Below are 18913 nucleotides of genomic sequence, written 5' to 3'. Positions count from 1 at the left end.
TCCATGCTCCTTGAAGATCGATTGCAGACCGAGGCGAGAAACCCGGAGTCGGAGGCCGTGGACCGGCTGAATCCGAGGGATCTCGTCACGTTGATGATTACCGAGGACGCCAAGGCGGTCGAAGCCGTTCGCGCGGCGTCGGACGCGATCGCGATTGCGATTGAATGGGCGGCCGAGCGCTTCAACCGTGGCGGGCGGCTGATTTATACCGGAGCAGGGACTTCGGGACGGCTGGGGGTGCTGGATGCGTCGGAATGCCCGCCGACATTCAGCGTTCCCCCTTCGATGGTGGTCGGCCTGATTGCGGGAGGGCCGACCGCATTAACCCGAGCCGTGGAGGGGGCCGAGGACGACCCGGTTCAAGGCGCGGCCGACTTACAGGGGCTCTCGGTCACGAACCTCGATCTCGTCGTCGGCATCGCCTCGTCGGGCCGAACTCCTTACGTTCTGGGTGCCATTGACTACGCGAAGTCCGTGGGGGCGTCGACCGTCGGCATCGCCTGCAATCGACCGAGCCTGCTCGGAGCCAAGGTCGACCTCGAGATCGCACTCCTGGTCGGTCCCGAAGTGATCACCGGCTCGACCCGTCTGAAATCAGGAACGGCCACCAAGCTCGTCCTGAACATGATCACGACCGGGGCCATGGTCCGGATCGGCAAGACCTTCGGCAATCAGATGATCGACTTGCAGCCGAGCAACGAGAAACTTCGGATCCGGACACGACGGATCCTCCGGGAGATCGCCGGACTCGACGACGCACAGGCGGCCGACTTGCTCCTCCGCTCGTCAGGCCAGTTGAAGCGAGCCTTGGTGGCGGCAATGGCCAAGGTGGAGCCCGACCAGGCCCAGGCGCTGCTCGACTCGCACGGCGGCCAGGTCCGCGCGGCGGTCATGGCAAAAACCGGGGTCGACCCGCGATGACGTCTCCACTCCTGATCGGAATCGACGGCGGTGGCACCTCCACCATGACCTGGCTGGCCGACGCCTCGGGCAGGATTCTCGGGCGTGGGCTGGCTGGCCCTTCGAACGTCAAGACCGTGGGTCCCGTAGCCGCGCGGTGGGCGCTCGACCAATCCATCGCGTTGGCCTTTGCGGAATCAGGCCTGACACAACGACCCGTTGATGCGGCCTGCCTCGGCCTGGCCGGGTTCGACCGGGCCGCCGACCGGGAATTGCTCAACTCCTGGAACGTCGAGTCCGGTTGGACGAACCACCTGGTTTTTGCCAACGACGGCGAACTGGTGATCGCCGCGGGAACTCCCGACGGTTGGGGGCTCGGGGTCATTGCCGGTACGGGTTCCATCGCCGTCGGCCGAACAGCCGATGGCAGATCGGCGCGTGCCGGTGGCTGGGGGCCTCTCCTCGGTGACGAGGGGAGCGGTTACGCGGTCGCCTTGCAGGCGCTTCGCATGGTCGCCCGCCGATTCGACGGCCGCGACAATCGGCCCCACCCCGCCGACGCGCTCACGGATCAGCTCTGCCATGCGCTGGGCATCGATAGTCCAACTCGCCTGGTCGCGGCGATCTACTCGCCCGACTGCGATCGAGCGCGAATCGCGGCGCTGGCGGCCGACGTGCTCGCGGCGGCCGAAGATGATCCCGAAATTGAACGGGTCCTCCTCGAACCGGCCGGTCGCGAGCTCGCTGAGGCCGTCGCTGCCGTGGCCAGGACGCTTGGATGGCCCGACGGCCACGTCAACCTCGCCATGGCCGGAGGATTTCTCCTCGCCTCGAACTCCGTGTCCTCAAGTCTCCTCGCCCATCTCAGGAAACTGGGATATCAGGTCGAAACCACCTACGTAAATCAGCCCGTCAAGGGAGCACTTCTTCTGGCCCAGCGATCGCTCAGCCAGACTTGATGTCAGCCGCGCCGGACCAGGAAACACGCTCCCAAGCGTTGCATGATCGATCGCGCCGCGAGCACGAGTCCTTGCCTGCCGACCCTGATCCAAACGCCGACCGTGTGATCGAAATCACAAGGGCAGGCGTTCCGATCAACCGGCTCGTCGTCGAACTTGGGACTCGCGGATGACCGACTCGCGTATTTCGCGATTACTGCTGGGCTTCCAAGGCGAAGTACATCTTGAGGGTAGGCTCGGGCTGCGTCCGCGAGTACATCAGACCCAAGAAAATTCCGGGACCAACCTCACGGATTTCATCGCGATAGGGAGCGTACAGGCGAGAGGTCTTGCTGTAGTCGAGGATGAGTGAAGGCCGACCATCTAGCCAGCTCACATCCTGGTAGACGTTGGCCTTGATCATTCTTAAACCGAAGAAGCGGTTGACCGCCATCGGCTGCTCGTTCTTAAAAATCTTCCCCTGCCACATTAACCGGGCTACCTTGGAGGCTGGCCGTGTCAGTCCCGTTCCGGGAAAGAGAATGACCCGTCCCTTCACTTTGCCTACAGGCTTTGGTGCGGCACTCGAACTCTGGTACACAAAATCGAGTGACCCGGGTTCCATTTTAAGCAGCTGATCAATCGATGTTATCGGCACGATCGAATTACTCAATGAAGTCGGCTTGCCACCCCATCCGACTCCGGCTTCGACCGGTTCTGACTGAGGTGACGCGAACGTCACTCCGGCGTGTTCGGAATACGCCGCTTGCAGTGGCCCGCTTGAACCGAACGCCTGGTGGACCTTGACGCTTTGCCCGAATCCCGACGATCCAGACAGGAAAGCGAAGAAATAGGCGACCGCTCGCAAGTGCCTCACGCCGACTCGCCGATTTCGACGTGCCATCCTTGCCTCCCTGATTTCGACCACGCCCTGGACGCGGCCTGTCGATCCATCCGCGAACTTCGCCCACTGTAGGCTATCGCCTGCCTTTGGGGATATCGGCCAGCCCATCCCCCTTCTTGATCGGCTCGAACAAAGACGGAAGCTTGAACCGCAAATCACCTACAATCCATACCATGATCAATAGAAGCACGAACGCGACAGCTTGTCAGTGAAGCAATTCGGGCACTCTGATCACGTCACGGCACAGCCAAACTTGATCAGCAGGGACCGAAGAAGCAGCAGGGCCTGCATACTAATCAATCCATTATTACATTTTCTTATTGGGACCGTAGTGGCTTGCCGTCGGGGCATTCCGTCCCCACACAGACCATTTAACATGCTTAAATCCGCATGCATTTACGTTACGCATGTTCGGCCTCTCCCTCTCGGTTGACAGAGAAGTCCGATCTTGAGGCGATGGCCACGCCCGATCACGCGCCAAAGTCGCAGATCGTTTGGACGTATTCGCGGCTTCCGTCGTTCTCCCAGCCATCGAGTTGGGCGGTGTCCTTGAGTTGCTGCCCACGCTGACGGTCGACGGCGAGGAACGAGCAGGGTAGATCCGGAAGCGAAGTCATATCGCCCCAGAGCTTCTCAAACTGGGCAACCGGAAAAACATCTTCCTGGCCATGGCCCCAGCGCCGCTTGACGTCCTTGATCGTCACGTAAGTCGGCACCCGCGCGGCCATCGCGCGGACAGCGGCGGCGACCTTGGACTCGTTCGAACTCAGGTCGGACCGGGTGAGTTGAAACGCATCGAGCAACGAATCGATGTGAACCCAACTCGTATTCGTGCTGTAGTAGCGAAGCGCGAACTCGGTATCCTCACGGGGCTGGGCCAGCCCTTCGAGGAGCCGAAGTCGGCCACCCACGCGAGCGAGCCCGCCGCCCCGGTCGTCAATCCGACGCGCAATGACTTCAATACTCAAGGTCGCCTTCGACTCGATCACCAGGCCGAGCACGGTCGGATCGAGATGCGCCCCCAAGGTGTCGATATTATGGACCATGAGCCAGTTGAGGTTAGGATGCTCCGCGATCAGCCGAGCCAGAACGCCATTGCGAAGCAGGTTCGGCACTTCATAGAAGTGGCCGGGAGGATTGAACCGCTGGATCGGGACGTTATCAACGTAGTCGGTCCCTTCCCCACGGCCCCGTGCCCATTCGAGGATCGCGCGACGGCTGGCGTCCCGAACCTTCTGCTTGTTCTCGTCGAGCGTCTCGTGGGCCCCTTCCTCCCAGAGGAAAGTCAGGTCGCGATCCATCGGGATCAAACGCTGGCCGATCGACTGGCCGCGTGAGAGATAGACCGGACCGTCGTGGCCGTAATTCGCCGACCGGTTCAGGTGCCGCTCGATCGCCGCATGAGTGAGGTAGCTGGTCGTCACGACATGGGGGATCGCCACTTCGTACCGCCGTTGTGCCTTGCGGGTCTTGGACAGATGGAGTTCCAGAAAACTTCGGTGCCGGCCCGCAAGCATCACGAACGGGTTGATCGCCTTGACCACCCCTGCGCCTGTGGTCCATCGACTGCCGACCCCCGCGGCAAGCGTCACGACCGCCACCTCGCCGCGTTGGAGTGCCTCGACGCCATTCCGGATCACCTCAGGCGCTGTCGACTCCTCGCGAGCGAAGACGAGATCGGACTCCTCGACGTCACGAATGTCCGTCGTGATCGGGAGCCGGTTGCGAGCCAGGCCGATCCGTCCGCGCTGGAGGTCCTCACGAAGCTGGGCGTGTTGGACCGGGTCGAAACCGTTCTCGCGGCGAATCCGGTCGGAGTCCTGATCCCATGAGGTCGAGGTCGGGTCGGCCGCGGCGTGAGTGACCGGAAAGAGGTTGTTGATCATCGTCCGGAAGACGCGGAGCAATTCCCCGGTATCGCGACTCTTGTTCGCGAAGTGATCGACATCCGACATCCGCAACGGGTCGAGCGCACTGGTTCCCACGGCTATCATTCGAGGGACCTGCAGCGTGTAATACCGCGACGGCATCAGCGCGGCATCGCCGCTCTGGAGCACGGCGAACGTCCCGAACGAGTTCACCCGGAATCCATAAACGACCGGTTCCATGGCGAAGGGCATGGCATCGTCGAGCGCGGCCTTCGTTCGCGCCATGATCGCGGCGATTTCGCCCCGGAACGCCTCCTGTCGATGAGGGGCGACGAAAAATCCCATCCCCCCTCCCGACATTCCTCCGAGCATCAAGAACCCCCAGAAGTCTTCTCCCAGGGCCGCCTTCGCCTCGCGAATGATCGTCTCGGTAAACTGGTTGCTGACCCAGGGGATGATTCGCTTGAGCGGTCCTTCCCAATTGCGCGTGGTCAGCGCTCCGACAGCCCGCACGTCCGCCTGCTTGACAGCCTGAACGATCGCCTCAAAAATGGCGAGCGCCTCCTGCCTCGCCTCCCACTCCTCACCACTCCGTAAGAGATACTTTTCGGTCACCATGTTCAGGATCGGCCCGACGTTCTGCGCCATGCCGCCGTGGACCAGCACCAGGCTCTCCGCCAGCGCCTCCTGGAACTCGGTCAGCGCCGGATCACCGGTCTGGCCGTCGAGGAGCTCATATTCCGGGAGCAGTCGCCCTCGGCTGATCCCCTTTTCCGGGTCCGACTCACCCGCCGGGACGCCGTGAATGACCTTGACCCCGGGGAATGTCCCCCCCGAGTCCTGCCATCCTCCGCCTGACCCCCCGAGCCATTCGCCGAGGATCGCGCGGGCGACCACGACTCGCGCTTCTTCCGGATCGAGCAGGCCGGTCAAGTTCCTCGTCTGCCCAGTAGCGCGCATCAGCAGGCTGATCAATGAGGCGAGCAGATTCGTCGAGACGGCCAGCCGCGATCCCTTCGGAATATCGTTGACCTTGCTCACGACTTCCAGACCGTAACCGGGCCGGACGATGTGCCCCAGAAGCTCGTCAAGCCGGTTCGCGGTGCCCTCGAACGAAGGAGGGACCAACCCCGATGCAATGACCCCTGCCTTGATCAGGCCCAGGTAGTCATTGCCGAAGTTGAAGAGCTCTTCGAGCGTCGTCACATCTTTGCACGCATTCAGGTCGATGCTCGTCAGACGGAGCAACGGCTCGGGAATGGCGCGGACGTAAGTCTCGATCGGAGGCCGAGGATGATCGTCACGGCCATGAACGCCCAGGTCGACCGAGATGTTCAGGACACGGGCGCCCTCGGGATAATCCATGCCGAGGAAGAAGATGTCGGACCAGGCGCTGTGGGAGAGGTCGAGCCGGACCGGAGTCCGTTCGACCAGGATCGGAAAGAGCGACTGATCCGAATCCCGCTCCAACAGTCTCGGATGGAGCCGGAGGGGTTGCTCGTCGGCCTGACCGACCCGGAACATCCAGCGATTGCCACGGCAGCTCCGGACCGATCGGCGCACCTGGTCGGCGAGCGTCTGATAGGTCAACTGCTCATAGGCCTGCGCCAGGGCGCTTGCGATCGCGCCATTGGCCCCTTCGCGATCCATCGACCCTCGGAAAGCGGCGATCGACTGCTCGAACCGGCGCCCCATCAGATCCTTGAACCCCTCGAATGGGATGTGGCCCGTCTCGCGGAGGTCCGCGCTGTCCTGTAGCGCGTAGCGATAGATCGCATGGAGAAACATCGAAGCCCGAACCCGTTCGTACAGGTTCTCGGCCGACTGGCGAAACGTTTCCAGTTCCTCGCAGGCGCGAAGAATCTCTTCGGTTGAGCCCCCCGCGATCAGGTCGCGGACCGAGCGATTGCGCACGCTCGGGTCAGGGCTCGTGATGGTGTCGATCAGGAGGGATCCGCGAAGACTCATGAGCCGCCTTAACTCAAAGCGCCGGGTCCGAAGCCGCGTGATTTTGTTCGATCCGCACGATCGATTCGAGCAGGCCGGCAAGCATCCGCTCGCGGTCCGCGCCCGCAAGCGCCAGGGCAATTTGCGCTTCGACGAACCCGAACTTCACCCCGAGGTTATATCGCGACCCACGAGTCTCGAGGGCCAGGTATTTCTCCCGGCGTGCGAGCTCATTCAGGGCCGTGGTCAATTGAATCTGCCCTTGCTCCCGCGTATCAGACCGGACGAGGTGATCGAGCAGGTCGAAGACCACCGGCGTCAGGACGTGAATTCCGAAGAAACAGAGGTAATGTCCCGCACGGAGGCCGGGCACTTGAAGCCTCAGCTCGGCCAACGTCGGGTTTGGCTTCTCGATAATCTCATCGATCGCATAGACCGTCGGCAGGTCGTGCCGCCGTTTCCCGGTCAGAGTGCCGTATTGATGGATCAGGTGTTCTCGGGTTGCCTGCACCCCAGAGACCGAGCACCCTTCATCGCTGACGAGGTCGATCAGTTGCCGGGCGCACCGCCTCGCCTCACTCGAGATGTAGAGGTGATCGCCCAGGAGCAAAAGAAAGGGGGAGCCGGCGACGAAATCGCGGGCGCACCAGACCGCGTGGCCGTATCCCTGAGGCTCGGGCTGAACGGCGAACCGAAGTCGTTGTTCGAGGTCGTCGAGCCGTCGTGCCTGTTCCTCGGCCCACTCGAAACCGCGGAACGACGACCGCAGGTTTTGCGCATAATTGCGAAAGTGGCTCCGGTAGACCGACTCGTCCCCCGGAGCGCTGACGATGCAGATCTCTTCGATCCCGCTCTCGATGGCCTCTTCCGCGATGATCTGGAGGATTGGCTTGGTCAGTCCATCACGATCGACCAGCGGCAGCATTGCTTTTTGCACCGTGTCGGAGGCTGGATATTGCCTGGCTCCCCGGCCGGCCGCCGTGATGACCGCCTTGGTGATCTGCACGTCGCGTGATCCTCTCGTTCCATTCTCAAGCACGAGGCATCAGACCTGGTGCCCAGTTGGGTTGGGGCAAATCCAAGAAGCGAAGCGTCGACCCATTCTCTCGCATCAGGTAGGGGTGCAAGCCTAACGGCCATTTCGCGGACCGGCAACCCCTCTCTCTTGACAAGCCTCCCCCACAACCCTAAGATGATTTCCTCACGAGGTAGGGGATGTAGCTCAATTGGTTAGAGCACCGGCCTGTCACGCCGGAGGTTGCGGGTTCGAGCCCCGTCATCCTCGTTCGAGAAGAAAGCCCCTGATGACCAGGGGCTTCGTTAGTTTCCTGGACGCTGCCGCCGATAGTAAACTCCTCGACCTGAGGGGATGTAGCTCAATTGGTTAGAGCACCGGCCTGTCACGCCGGAGGTTGCGGGTTCGAGCCCCGTCATCCTCGTTTGAGAGGAAAGCCCTTTGTTTCGAGCGGGGGCTTTGCTGGTTTCCTGAATTCTGCTACCGTCGAGGAGTCGCCCCTCGACCTGAGGATTTGATTTTGGGGATGTAGCTCAATTGGTTAGAGCACCGGCCTGTCACGCCGGAGGTTGCGGGTTCGAGCCCCGTCATCCTCGTTTGAGAGAGGAGCCCCTGAACATTATTCAGGGGCTCTACTCATTTCGAAGCTCCTCTCAACGTCCGCTACTCATCGGATTTCCTTCCGTGAGCCGAGACGAAACCTCACGCACCCCTGGACCGGCCCGGGTGTGAGTATCATATTCATTGAGGACGGGCCGTTCGGTCGTCCCCTTTGTGAGGCATGCTCAATCCCCCTGCGGCCAGGCGGGAGCGTGTTAAGATCTCAGGCAACAGCCCGGCACGTCGCGCCTTGGCTGTTGATATCGACCACATCTTCTTGGGAGGTCTTGAGCAGCCATGGCAGATCTGGTCGAGCACATTGACGAGACGTTCACCGGGGAAACGATCGTCCTGGATGGCAAGATCTACAAGGAATGCGCCTTCGTCGAGTGCATCTTGGTCTTCCGAGGAGAAGCGCCGTTCACCATGACAGGAAACATGGTGGACGTGACTTGCCGATGGCGGTTCGAAGGTGCCGCCGCCCTGACGGCCGCCGCGATGAAGAGCATCTATCACGGGTTTGGCGAGGAAGGAAAGAAACTCATCCAGGCCACGCTCGGCATCGCACCGAACTCGACCTCGTAGCAATATCGGTCCGTCCTGCTCCTCCCCGCTGGGCCTCCGGCCAAGTCCACTTGATCTCCCCTTGAGCTCGATCCCCTGAATCGACACTCAGCGGATTATGATGCCCCCCATCCTTCACCGCCCCAGCGAGGCCCGTGGGCGGCTCCCCCTTCAGCTCAGTGCTCCGGGCAGCCAAGAAGGCCGCTCTCATCCCCAACGGCCCGTAAAGTTTCGCCCAACCCGTCATTAACTCATCAACGATTTGCGATTGAACAGCGGCCAGCATTCGATTTCTCCCGTAGTGCGGGCACGGCCCACCATCCCTATCTCCTTGCCAAAGAGGAGGTTAAGATGGTGGGCCGTGCCCACCCTACGGGAATTGTTAGGTCGACGGTAATGCCATGGCCGCTCGCGTTGACGTCGGGCGAAACGGGTTCGGCAAAGCCTTACAACGGCCCCTCACTCCCGAAGCACCAGACAGAGAAATATCAGCGAGGTCCACCGCAACCTGAACCGAAGGTGGAGCCTGAGAACCACCAGTCGCTAATTCACGTGAACTTCCGCCCGTGCGTAATTCCCTTCTTTCAAAGAATCGTGGAACCACCAAACCACTCGCTCCAAGTCGGCGATCCGTCCGTCCCTCAATGCGGCACGACAAGCAAGCAGAATCGAAGCCACCGCGGCGGACTCGAACGTCTCTAACGGAATCAGTTCCTCGACGAGGGTATCGATTCGTCCTTCCGTACCCTGAACATAATCGTTCATAGTAAGCCGACTCTCTTCCATTAGGACGCCAGAATAGCGGGGACGAGTTCTCACGGACCGCACTCGTCCGGCGATTCTTCCTCTAATGCAGTTGCAGTTCGCCTCGCAATCCGGGCAAAAAAAAGAAAGACCGTCTCGAGCCCCGCTCTCTCGAAAGCCAGAAAGCTTTATTGAGCGTGGATCCCCAAAAGCACCAAATCTAATCAGAATCGGTGCCTCCGCTCCAAAACTGCGGCTCCGTCCGCAACAGGTTCGACCAGAATGGCTTCCGCGTTTGAATCGCGGAAAAGCGACAGCGAAACCTGGTTTGTGAAAGCCGGTTGGAGCCGTGGAAACCGAAGGTGAAGTCCAAGAAGCGAGATGTAAGCCGAGGGCGGAAAACCGTCCGTGAGTTCTGTCACGACTCCAAAGGGTAGGGGCGGATTGCACGCGTATTGCCCCCACGCCAAAGAAAAAGAAGGGGCGGCCCCCCCAATAAGTCCTCTCGCTCCTTGAGTCCTGGAAGATCCGGACTCGATGGGGTCGGCACCTATCCCCAGGATTTCCAAGCGACGCCCAAAACCAATCGACTCTCGCCAACCAGCCGCGATCGGCACCCTTCGTTCTTGATAAAAGATTCGACCTGCTTTGATCGCAAATCGATCTCCTGCTGAACTCCGACCGCACGGATGAACCTCGGATTCCGGCATCGCGACGGCTTGCGGGCTCAAGTCGACCGGCCTGCGAGCCGAATGAGACGAAACGCCTCTTACGTGCAAGACCGTGGAATGAGGCGGCTCGATTCGATCAGGATGCGCTGCGAGGACTCGCGGCATCAGTTCAAGGACGAACTCGACGGATGTCTTGTCCCATCACATCTCTGACCGGACTCGTTTCGAGCGCGAAGCCCAGCTTCGAGCCGTGGTCCTCTTGTCTCGATTCAATCGGGACGGTCGCCGATGTCGGTTCGCCATTCCGAGAAGCCCAGCAAGCCGTAATCGCCAGGGCAGGCTTCCTCTCAGGAGCAGGACGATGAGTGAGACGCTGGGCGAACGGAATGAATCAAACCGGGGCAGCCGCCTTCCTCGAGGCTTCTTCGGAATGCTCGGCCTCTTGCTCGCGACCGAGCTCTTCATCTCGCGTGCCGCACTCGACCTCGCTCGGCCTGAGTATTGGTTGTGGTACGCCACAGGCCGATCGGCCCGCGTCGATACGAAGAACGCCGAGATCCTCTGCCTGGGAACAAGCCAGACGTCCTATGGCGTCGTCCCCCAAGTGCTCGAGGAGCGGCTCGGCCGGCGGACCTACAACCTCGCCATGTGTAGCGCTCCGCCTCAAGCCGACTACTACCTGCTCAAGCGCGCCCTCGACTCGGGAGCGAGGCCCAAGGCGGTGGTGCTCGACCTCCACCCGCACCTGATGAAGAACAGCTACCGGGGCTGCATTCGGTTCTTCCCCAACCTGCTCTCGGCGAGCGAGTCGATCGACCTGGGCTGGACCGCACACGACCCCGACTTCACAGCCGAGGTCCTCCTGGCCAAGATCCTCCCCTCGGTCCTCAATCGCTACGACATCCGCAACGCGATCATGGCGACTCTCGACGGCAAGCCCTGTTCCTTGAGAAAGCCGACTCTGACCAGCTTGTGGAACCGCGAAAGCAACAAAGGGGCGATGATCCTCGCTCCCAAGCCTTCCCCGGCATCCGAACTCACACCCACCGACTACGAATGGCTGACGCCAGCCGAGTGGAAACACGAACAAATCAACACGCTTTACGTCCGACGTCTCCTCAAGCTCGCGGCCAGCCATGACATCACCGTCTTTCTGTTGATCCCTCCGATCGACGCTCGGCTTCAGCAAATGCGTCAGGAAAAAGGGCTGACCTCGTCTTTCGAGGCGTTCGCCCAGGGCCTTCAGGCTCATCACCCCAACCTCGTCGTGGTGGATGGCGCACGCACGGGATACCCGGCCACGGTCTTCTCGGACGCGATGCATGTCAGCCGGCCAGGCGCGATCTCCATGACATGCGACCTGGGTGAAATCCTCCGCCCCTATCTGGAAGGTAACCCTCAACCTCGGTCGCGTTGGCTCGTACTGCCCTCCTATCGCGAACGAACGAGTCGAGCCGACATCGTTGAACTCGCGGAGGTCAACGAGACCAGGCTCCCCTGGAAGGTCACTCGCTGACGGATCGAAAGTCGACCCGATGCCAGCCACTCCAGAAAGTCGCATTCAACGCCAGCTCCTCCTCCTCCGGCCTGGGATCGCCCGGTGGCCCAGCGACGCAACGGCCCACCATGTTTTCGGGCCAGGTGGCCAGAATCTCCCTTGTCGCGCGGCCCCGCAACAGGCATAATAGTGAACAAAACCACAGAACGCATGACTGAGATGGAGAGGGGGAACCGCCAGTGATCTCGCAGATTCGAGGCATACTTCGCACGGTAGCCGACGAAGTGCTGACCTTGGCGGTGGACCCGATGGAGATCGAGGTCCTCATCCCCGAGTACACGCGAAGGAAAATGCAGACCCACCTGGGCGAGATCGTCAGTCTCCACACGATCTTTTACATCGAGGGAAATGCGATGGGGGGCCGGATGACGCCCCGGCTTGTCGGTTTCCTGTCGGCGATCGACCGCGAGTTTTTCGAGATCTTCTGTTCAGTCGATGGCGTCGGGGTTCGCAAAGCGCTTCGTGCCATGGTCCGCCCGGTCCGCGAACTCGCGCGGACGATTCAGGACCAGGACGTCAAGATGCTTTCAACTTACCCTGGAATCGGCGAGGCGACTGCCGAGCGGATCGTGGCCAAGCTCCGCCGCAAGGTCGGTAAGTTCACGCTCATCGTCGGGCAGGCCGCAGCGGCCGAGGGAACGGCGGCCGAGTCCAACGGCGTCGCGGAAGCTGTGGAACCCGACGTGATCCGCGATACCTTCGCCGCGCTCCTCTCGGTCGGTCATAACGAGAGCGAAGCCCGACGTGAAATCGATCGCGTCCTCACGGGCAAGAAGAAGTTCAAGAGCGTGGCCGATATGATCGACGCCATCTATCAGCAACAGCGCCAGCCCGATTAACCTCTGGGCGGCTCCGGTCCAGTCGCCGCCGATCACGGCCTTGAAAGGATTGTCCGATGCGCGAACCGATCATCATGGGAGGACAGGGGGGGGAGGCTCCCGAACCGAACCGGCACACGAACCCGCAGCGAGAGGAAGGTCGGCCGGTCGATCAGATGGACGAGAAACTGCGACCGCAAACCCTGGCCGAAGTCGTCGGCCAGCGGAGCGTCGCCGAGCGCTTGTCCATCGCGCTCGAAGCCTCGAAGAAGCGAGGTGAGCCCCTCCCTCACATCCTCTTCGACGGGCCGCCCGGGTTGGGGAAGACGACGTTCGCGACGGTCCTGCATAATGAGCTTGGGGTCGAGCTCAACATGACCAGCGGCCCGGCGCTGGACAAGAAGATGGACGTCATGCCCTACCTGACCAATGCCGTCGAGGGCTCGATCCTGTTCATCGATGAAATCCATCGCCTCCCCAAGACGGTCGAAGAGTTCATCTATCCGGTGATGGAAGATTTCCGGGTCGATGTCGTCCTGGGTGAAGGGATCGCGGCGAGGACGATCAACCTCCCCCTCAAGAAGTTCACGATCATCGGCGCCACGACGCGCAGTGGCATGCTCTCGGGTCCGTTGCGCGATCGCTTCCACATGCATGAGCATCTGGAATTTTACGACATCGACGACCTGGCGCGGATCGTGGCGATCAACGCCGAGAAATTGCGGACGACCATTACTCCGGACGCAGCCTGGGAACTGGCCCGGAGAAGCCGAGGCACCCCTCGTCTCGCCAATGCTCGACTGCGATGGGTGCGCGACTATGCCACGGCCCGAGCTGACGGACACATCGTCCTCTCGATCGCACGCGACGCGCTGGACATGCAGGAGGTCGACTCCGAAGGCATGGACAAGCAAGACCGTCGTTACCTGGAGACGCTCATCCAGGTCTTCCGCGGCGGACCGAGCGGAGCCGAGGCGCTCGCGGCGACGATGAACCTGGCGATCGATACGTTGACCGACGAGGTCGAGCCCTACCTGCTCCGCCGCCACTTCATCGTCCGAACGCCTCGTGGCCGACGCGCCACGCCCGCGGCTTATCGCCATCTCGGGCTCCCTGAACCCGTATCCGATGCCCCCGATCTGTTTTCATTCGACGATCAGCGCCGGCTGTTCGAATAACCAACCGCGGCTCCGTTCGCAATCGCCGGCCGGGCCCACTCCACCCCACAGAACCGGAGTTCGAATTCATCTGCGGGGTGGGCACGGCTCACCCCATAACCAGATTCTGATAACCACATAAGTTAATGGGCCAGGGTCACCCTACAGGAAGTTCAGAGACCGGCCGGCCAGGGCCGCGAGGCACGCCAGAGCCGATCCCGAATCGCAAGCCAGCGCGGCTCGTCGGGTGGCGGGACGATCACCAGAAAATCGACCCCACTCAAATCGATCGCCTGGAGGTGAGAGTAGAGCGACGACTCGGCCTCGGTCGGCGTTTGCAAGTGGAACTGCTGGTCGGGTCGACGACCCGGCGGGACATCGATGCTCGGCGTCTCGCCCAGCACGATCAGGACCCATCGACCTTCCCTCGGTACGGATTCGAACGCTTCGCGCTCGATCCGGAAGGTCGGAGTCCTCGGCGCATAGTGGATGTCCATCTGCCCTGGACTCGAATGCGCTTGCGAGTCGGGGGAGATAGCACCTTGGCCGAGCACCTCGAGTTGGAGCGCTTCACGGATCTGCTCGACCGTGATCGATCCGGGGCGGAGGACTCGAGGGGGGTTGGTCGTGAGGTCGAGCACCGTCGACTCGATCCCGACTCCCGTTTTCCCGCTGTCGAGAATCAGGTCGATCTTGCCGTCGAGATCGTTGGAGACGTGCCAGGCCTCGGTCGGAGAGATTCCGGTGGATCGATTCGCGCTGGGGGCGGCGATCGGCCTGCCGGTCGCTTGGATCAAGGCGCGAGCGACGCGTGACCGGGGGATCCGAACGCCGACCGTCTCTCGACCGGCAGTGACCACGTCGGGGATATTGGCCGCCCGAGGAAGTACGAGCGTTAACGGCCCTGGCCAGAACTCACGCGCCAGGACATCGGCACTCGCTGGCCATTCTAATACGCTGTCGCGAGCCATCTCGACGCAATCGGCATGAACGATCAAGGGGTTGAACGACGGCCTTCCCTTGGCCAGGAAGATCCGTGCGACGGCCTCGGGGTTGGTGGCATCAGCCCCGAGGCCATAGACCGTTTCGGTGGCAAAGGCGACGAGCCCGCCGCGCCTGAGAATCCCAGCGGCCGCGGCAACGGCGCTGGGATCGGGCTCATCGTCGTTGACTGGAATGACAGGCGTGAGACGCGGCACGAAGGGACGGATGGCAACCGCCTCAGCCCAACGTCTTGCGAGCGGAGGGGTCGGGCTCCCCCTCGGCACGGTGCTTCTCATATTCCAATCGTAGCGTCTCGTAGCTCGCCTCACGCTGGTCGTAGAGGCGTCGCAAGGGCCGTGGCGCGTGCCGGGCCAAGCTATAGGCCGTCAGGAGCGGCAACGCGATCGTGCTGTCGGTATAGCAGGTTACCGAGTCGGGGAGCCGTTCGGGGTCCACCTTACCCCAGGTCATGGCCTCGCTGGCCGTGGCGCCGGAGAGTCCGCCGGTGTCGGGCCGAGCGTCGGTGATCTGGAGGAAGTAGTCGTGGCCACTTTCAGCCAACCCGAGCACTTCCTGAATCTGCGGCTCGGTCTGAAGAATGAAGTTCTTGGGGCTGCCACCACCAAGAATCAGGACCGCCGACTCACCGCCGTTCCGCTTGGCGTTATAAACGATCGCCGCGGTCTCATTGACGTCACGGAGTGCGTCGATCTGAAGCTTGCCGCCTTGGAGGCTGAGCGCGGCGAGGTTCATCCCGATGGAACTGTCACCGGGGCTGGACGTGTAGATCGGCACTCCGGCCTCGTAGGCGGCCGCCAGCAGACTATTGGCGGGACGCCCCAGGGCTTGGGCCCGTCCTTGCAGATAGCGTCCCACTTCATAGTGGAACTCGGCGGTCCCCATCGTGCGTGCGAACACGTCGTCGCGGATCAGTTCGCGATAGAACGCGTCGGTGTCGAGCAGGGTCGCATAGTCAAAGACGATATCATAAATCCGAATGATATCGTTTTGACGAAGCGCAAAATCATCGAGGTTCGGCCGGCTCTGGTGGAGCGGCAGGTCGAGTGCGTAGTGGGTGTCGTGGTAGAGGTTCGCGCCGGTCGAGACGATCCAATCGACGAAGCCGGCTTGGACCAAGGGGATCAAGCAGCTCATACCCAAGCCCGCGGGAGTCAGCGCTCCCGAGATTGTCAGCCCGACCGTGCAATTGGGCTCGAGCATCTTTCGCGTGAAGACCTGACAGACTTCGCGAAGTCTGCCGGCATTGTAGCTGAGAAACGCTTGATCGATCAGGTCGGCAGCGAGGTCAGAACCGGAAACGGCCGGGGGCGCGATCCGGTGCTGACTGACCTGCTGAAGGACACTGAGCGGGTTACCTGGTTCCGTCATCGTCGTTTGGACCTCTCTCGGCTTTCGCTCGTTCACGGCAGCAGGATCGACGCCGCCACGACGGTGGTCCAGTGTCCCCCCTTGTGACCAACGGCCGAAGCCGTCACTTCGCTTGTGTCGGCGATGACGTCGGCGATCTTCCAGATCTCGCGTTTCTCGTCCCACGAGCTGTTCGGGTCGAACTCCACCCCGAGGACGGTCGCGAGCATTTCAGCGGCGAGGTCTTCGGCGTAGTCTGCGGAGATCTTGGCGGTCTGGCCGTAGGAGTGGTGTTCGGAGAGGTACCCGAACGTGGTCCGATCACGCGGGATCGCCACTCCGACGCTGGCTGCGATCAAGCGATTCGGCTCAGCCGTTGCACTCTCGCTCATCACACAGTGCACGATCTGTCCCGGTTCGAGATGCTTCAACCCATCCTCAATCGAGACGACCTCGCAGTGGGGGGGAAAAATGCTCGAGACTCGGACGAGGTTGTAGCAGGCAATCTTGGCATCGCGCAGAGCAAGCTCGAAGCTCGTCAATTTTTCGCGGTGGACGCCAACCCCTTTGGTGAAGAAAAGCTGCTTGGGTACGTACATCGGTTTCGCTGACACCTCCTGAACCGGCATCCCACCCGGGAAGTGGCCGGTGCAACGTCTCGCGCTTCCCCACCGGTCGTGTCGCCACGACCGCGCATCGGATAATTTACACAATGGCCAAGGTAAGGCATTCTCGCCCCGGCTTCAAGTCCAGCAACGGGTCTTCATGACCTCCTCACAATGGAATGGAAACGACAATTCTGGCGTTTCCAACGCGACCGCATCGGCCGGCATCGAGGAGCGCTTCCCCCCGAGCGGGAACGACTCGACCATCAGGATCGACGTCCCTACACTCGCGCGCGGATGAAACGTCGTCGCTCGTGCCTCCAGAGACCCGGCTCCGATCGTGTCTTCCCGCCTCGTTTCCAAGACTCTCTCAATCGGCAGATTTGAACCAGGACTCGAGTGTTGAGGTCGTTCGCCCCCGCTCAATCGTAACCAGCGATGAAGTCGTAAACGAATCCGGTCGCCGGTGACCATGGCCAGCGCGTTGTCGTTCCGCGAAGCGCGAGTTCCTCAAGGCAACACGTTCCTCCTCAGTCATGGCTCGAGGCGGGTTCGACCATGGGCACACCGTCTTCCCTATCCCGCAAACTCGGCAACATTATCTCGGGCGTCACATCTTCCGAGAACGTCAAGGTGAAGCGCAAACCACCAGGAAGCTCGCGGCCGATACAACACGAATGCCCTGGGTTGATCAACACCAGCCCTCGTCGTGCTTCTTGAAACGGTCGCTTGGTTGATGCAGCCAACTGATCCGCGTGCGGCACGCTCTGAAACCGCTGCGATTCCTCCTCGGATCACGAGGTTTGATGGCCGGAGAAGCGAGACGAGCACGATGTCTTCGACGTTTTATCGCAGCCTGATCGCCGACGCGCACCGCCTCGCGTTCCTCGAAATCTCTGGCCTCGCGCTCCGACGAATTCGCCTCTTCACCGCGCAAGCGATCACTCCGACAGAGTCTCATTTCGGACTCGCTTCCGCAGCGTACGATCACACCGAGCAGCGAGTAGCGAGCGGCGAGGCGATCAACCGATGCGCGTTACAAACACCCGCGGCGCAGCCACGGAACAGCGTGACGTGAGGCTTGAACCGACGCATCGACAAAAGACGAGACTCGTTCGTGTGCTTGACGTGTCTCGTTCTCGCTGGCCGTTCAGCTCAAAACCCACGAGAAAATAGCGCTTCTCGCGAATTTTTTTTTCGAGGGAGGAATGCACGCGAACTTCGCGGAGCGTGCGATGCGATGCGATGCGTTGTGATGCTCAGTGTGCTTCGAGCAGGCCGCGAGAATCCTCAAGAAACCTGGGGAAAGCGAAGCATAACATTGCTTTCACCGCACATCGTGTTTTGGTTGCATCTGGATTTCACAGCCATTGGTTGCCTCAATATTTTTGTATGCGTTGCAAATGCCGAGACAGTTTTCAGCGGAATCGAGACAAAACCATTCGGCGGCGACCCATCTTCGTCTTCCCGGTCCTGATATATTTCGCTATGAAGTGACAGGTGAGATCGGTGGTTTGGTGCCGGTCCACAATGAGTACTACCTTGATGCGAGGGTTCGAAGCGATGGCGGTGAAGAAGAAAGCGACCACCAAGAAGACCAGCCCCTCGGCCTCCCAAACGAAGGCCGCCCCGAAGAAGGTTGCAGTAGCGGCGAAGCCGGTGGCGACGAAGGCCGCCGCGGTGAAGCCGGCGGCGACGAAGACCGCTGCCGCGAAGACCGCTGCCGCGAAGCCGGTTGCCGCGAAGTCGGTCGCCGCGAAGACGACCCCGGCGGTCAAGGCGGCCACCGCTTCGAAGGCCGGCACGCCCAAGCCGAAGGCCGCCGTCGCCGCCACCACGAAGAAAGCCGCTCCCAAAAAGGTTGCAGTCGTCAAGCTGACCGACCGACAGCTCGACCTGCTCAAGATCGTCCATGGCACGAAGGAGGAGGGTTACCTGGCCGACAAGAAGGCCGAGGCGAAATCCCTCGAGACGCTCGCTACCAAGAAGCTGATCAAGAAGGGTGCAAAGGACAAGGTCAGCGGCCACATCCGCTACCACGTCTCCAAGGCCGGCGAGAAGCACGTCGCGTCTTCGACCCCCACCGCCTGAGCACGTTCTCGCTCCGGCTCACAGATCGCATGGTCGCTCTGACCACTCAGGCTTCACCTTCATCCACCTCGGTCCCGCCCCTCACCAGAATGCCGCGTGAGAGGGGCGGAGACGAGGACCGCGGAGGTGGGGCCTTTTACGTTTCGACCTCGCGCAACGAGTCGAATCAAACGCAGCGTTG

At 61.5% G+C, this 18913-nt stretch carries 14 protein-coding genes and 3 tRNA genes; 11 read left to right on the top strand and 6 right to left on the bottom strand.

Going from position 1 to position 18913, the window contains the following annotated elements; genetic code table 11:
* The first annotated feature begins 3 nt into the window (after positions 1 to 3).
* Both murQ and V5E97_RS31485 read left to right on the top strand, forming a co-directional pair.
* A complete protein-coding gene (murQ, locus tag V5E97_RS31490) occupies positions 4 to 921 on the top strand; it encodes an N-acetylmuramic acid 6-phosphate etherase (protein WP_406695509.1) in 918 nt (305 codons plus the stop codon).
* The gene (locus V5E97_RS31485) at positions 918 to 1859 is read left to right on the top strand and encodes an N-acetylglucosamine kinase (RefSeq protein ID WP_406695508.1); all 942 of its coding nucleotides are present in this window, start codon (positions 918 to 920) and stop codon (positions 1857 to 1859) included. Before murQ ends, V5E97_RS31485 begins: the two co-directional genes overlap by 4 nt.
* Positions 1860 to 2052: 193 nt before the next feature.
* Here V5E97_RS31485 and V5E97_RS31480 read toward each other — a convergent pair whose 3' ends face one another.
* The 3 genes from V5E97_RS31480 to V5E97_RS31470 all read right to left on the bottom strand — a co-directional run bounded on the left by V5E97_RS31480 (position 2053) and on the right by V5E97_RS31470 (position 7563).
* Positions 2053 to 2292 (bottom strand): hypothetical protein, encoded by a 240-nt coding sequence (locus V5E97_RS31480; protein ID WP_406695507.1) that lies wholly within the window; start codon positions 2290 to 2292, stop codon positions 2053 to 2055.
* A 920-nt stretch (positions 2293 to 3212) separates the two neighbouring features.
* The gene (locus V5E97_RS31475) at positions 3213 to 6578 is read right to left on the bottom strand and encodes a UTP--glucose-1-phosphate uridylyltransferase (protein ID WP_406695506.1); all 3366 of its coding nucleotides are present in this window, start codon (positions 6576 to 6578) and stop codon (positions 3213 to 3215) included.
* A 13-nt stretch (positions 6579 to 6591) separates the two neighbouring features.
* The gene (locus V5E97_RS31470) at positions 6592 to 7563 is read right to left on the bottom strand and encodes a UTP--glucose-1-phosphate uridylyltransferase (protein WP_406695505.1); all 972 of its coding nucleotides are present in this window, start codon (positions 7561 to 7563) and stop codon (positions 6592 to 6594) included.
* 205 nt (positions 7564 to 7768) lie between these two features.
* On the opposite strand from V5E97_RS31470, the gene V5E97_RS31465 reads away from it, so the two are divergent.
* From V5E97_RS31465 to ruvB, 7 genes are all read left to right on the top strand, one after another.
* Positions 7769 to 7842, top strand: a tRNA-Asp gene (locus V5E97_RS31465).
* A gap of 80 nt (positions 7843 to 7922) precedes the next feature.
* Positions 7923 to 7996: transfer RNA gene (locus tag V5E97_RS31460), tRNA-Asp, on the top strand.
* 98 nt (positions 7997 to 8094) lie between these two features.
* Positions 8095 to 8168 (top strand) — tRNA-Asp (locus V5E97_RS31455).
* Positions 8169 to 8469: 301 nt separating this feature from the next.
* Positions 8470 to 8757, top strand: coding sequence for a hypothetical protein (locus tag V5E97_RS31450; RefSeq protein ID WP_406695504.1), 288 nt, complete (start codon positions 8470 to 8472; stop codon positions 8755 to 8757).
* Positions 8758 to 10512: 1755 nt separating this feature from the next.
* A complete protein-coding gene (locus V5E97_RS31445; protein WP_406695503.1) occupies positions 10513 to 11667 on the top strand; it encodes a DUF1574 domain-containing protein in 1155 nt (384 codons plus the stop codon).
* A 221-nt stretch (positions 11668 to 11888) separates the two neighbouring features.
* Positions 11889 to 12548, top strand: coding sequence for a Holliday junction branch migration protein RuvA (gene ruvA, locus V5E97_RS31440; RefSeq protein WP_406695502.1), 660 nt, complete (start codon positions 11889 to 11891; stop codon positions 12546 to 12548).
* Between the two features lie 56 nt (positions 12549 to 12604).
* A complete protein-coding gene (ruvB, locus tag V5E97_RS31435) occupies positions 12605 to 13705 on the top strand; it encodes a Holliday junction branch migration DNA helicase RuvB (protein WP_406695501.1) in 1101 nt (366 codons plus the stop codon).
* A 152-nt stretch (positions 13706 to 13857) separates the two neighbouring features.
* Here ruvB and V5E97_RS31430 read toward each other — a convergent pair whose 3' ends face one another.
* The 3 genes from V5E97_RS31430 to V5E97_RS31420 are packed head-to-tail and all read right to left on the bottom strand — an operon-like array spanning position 13858 to position 16635.
* Entirely contained in the window at positions 13858 to 14964 is a 1107-nt protein-coding gene (locus V5E97_RS31430; RefSeq protein ID WP_406695500.1) for an L-threonylcarbamoyladenylate synthase, read from the bottom strand.
* Complete coding sequence (locus V5E97_RS31425) at positions 14906 to 16057, bottom strand: homospermidine biosynthesis protein (RefSeq protein WP_406695499.1); 1152 nt, start codon at positions 16055 to 16057, stop codon at positions 14906 to 14908. The genes V5E97_RS31430 and V5E97_RS31425 overlap by 59 nt, the downstream gene beginning before the upstream one ends.
* Before the next feature lie 32 nt (positions 16058 to 16089).
* Positions 16090 to 16635, bottom strand: a complete 546-nt coding sequence (locus V5E97_RS31420; protein WP_074313383.1) for a pyruvoyl-dependent arginine decarboxylase — start codon at positions 16633 to 16635, stop codon at positions 16090 to 16092.
* An 838-nt stretch (positions 16636 to 17473) separates the two neighbouring features.
* Between V5E97_RS31420 and V5E97_RS31415 the strand changes: the two genes are divergently transcribed.
* Positions 17474 to 17719, top strand: a complete 246-nt coding sequence (locus V5E97_RS31415) for a hypothetical protein (protein ID WP_406695498.1) — start codon at positions 17474 to 17476, stop codon at positions 17717 to 17719.
* 467 nt (positions 17720 to 18186) lie between these two features.
* Complete coding sequence (locus V5E97_RS31410) at positions 18187 to 18732, top strand: hypothetical protein (protein ID WP_406695497.1); 546 nt, start codon at positions 18187 to 18189, stop codon at positions 18730 to 18732.
* The last annotated feature ends 181 nt before the right edge of the window (positions 18733 to 18913 follow it).

The organism is Singulisphaera photorubra, from assembly GCF_045290345.1.
Lineage (GTDB): Bacteria > Planctomycetota > Planctomycetia > Isosphaerales > Isosphaeraceae > Singulisphaera.
This window is presented reverse-complemented; position numbering and strand designations above follow the sequence as displayed.

Excerpts from the sequence above, each read along its gene's own strand:
- V5E97_RS31450 (WP_406695504.1), top strand. The coding sequence starts at position 8,470 with ATGGCAGATCTGGTCGAGCACATTGACGAGACGTTCACCGGGGAAACG.
- V5E97_RS31475 (WP_406695506.1), bottom strand. The coding sequence starts at position 6,578 with ATGAGTCTTCGCGGATCCCTCCTGATCGACACCATCACGAGCCCTGAC.
- V5E97_RS31485 (WP_406695508.1), top strand. The coding sequence starts at position 918 with ATGACGTCTCCACTCCTGATCGGAATCGACGGCGGTGGCACCTCCACC.
- V5E97_RS31420 (WP_074313383.1), bottom strand. The coding sequence starts at position 16,635 with ATGTACGTACCCAAGCAGCTTTTCTTCACCAAAGGGGTTGGCGTCCAC.
- V5E97_RS31430 (WP_406695500.1), bottom strand. The coding sequence starts at position 14,964 with ATGAGAAGCACCGTGCCGAGGGGGAGCCCGACCCCTCCGCTCGCAAGA.
- V5E97_RS31410 (WP_406695497.1), top strand. The coding sequence starts at position 18,187 with ATGCGAGGGTTCGAAGCGATGGCGGTGAAGAAGAAAGCGACCACCAAG.
- V5E97_RS31415 (WP_406695498.1), top strand. The coding sequence starts at position 17,474 with ATGTCTTCGACGTTTTATCGCAGCCTGATCGCCGACGCGCACCGCCTC.
- murQ (WP_406695509.1), top strand. The coding sequence starts at position 4 with ATGCTCCTTGAAGATCGATTGCAGACCGAGGCGAGAAACCCGGAGTCG.
- V5E97_RS31445 (WP_406695503.1), top strand. The coding sequence starts at position 10,513 with ATGAGTGAGACGCTGGGCGAACGGAATGAATCAAACCGGGGCAGCCGC.
- ruvB (WP_406695501.1), top strand. The coding sequence starts at position 12,605 with ATGCGCGAACCGATCATCATGGGAGGACAGGGGGGGGAGGCTCCCGAA.
- V5E97_RS31480 (WP_406695507.1), bottom strand. The coding sequence starts at position 2,292 with ATGGCGGTCAACCGCTTCTTCGGTTTAAGAATGATCAAGGCCAACGTC.
- V5E97_RS31425 (WP_406695499.1), bottom strand. The coding sequence starts at position 16,057 with ATGACGGAACCAGGTAACCCGCTCAGTGTCCTTCAGCAGGTCAGTCAG.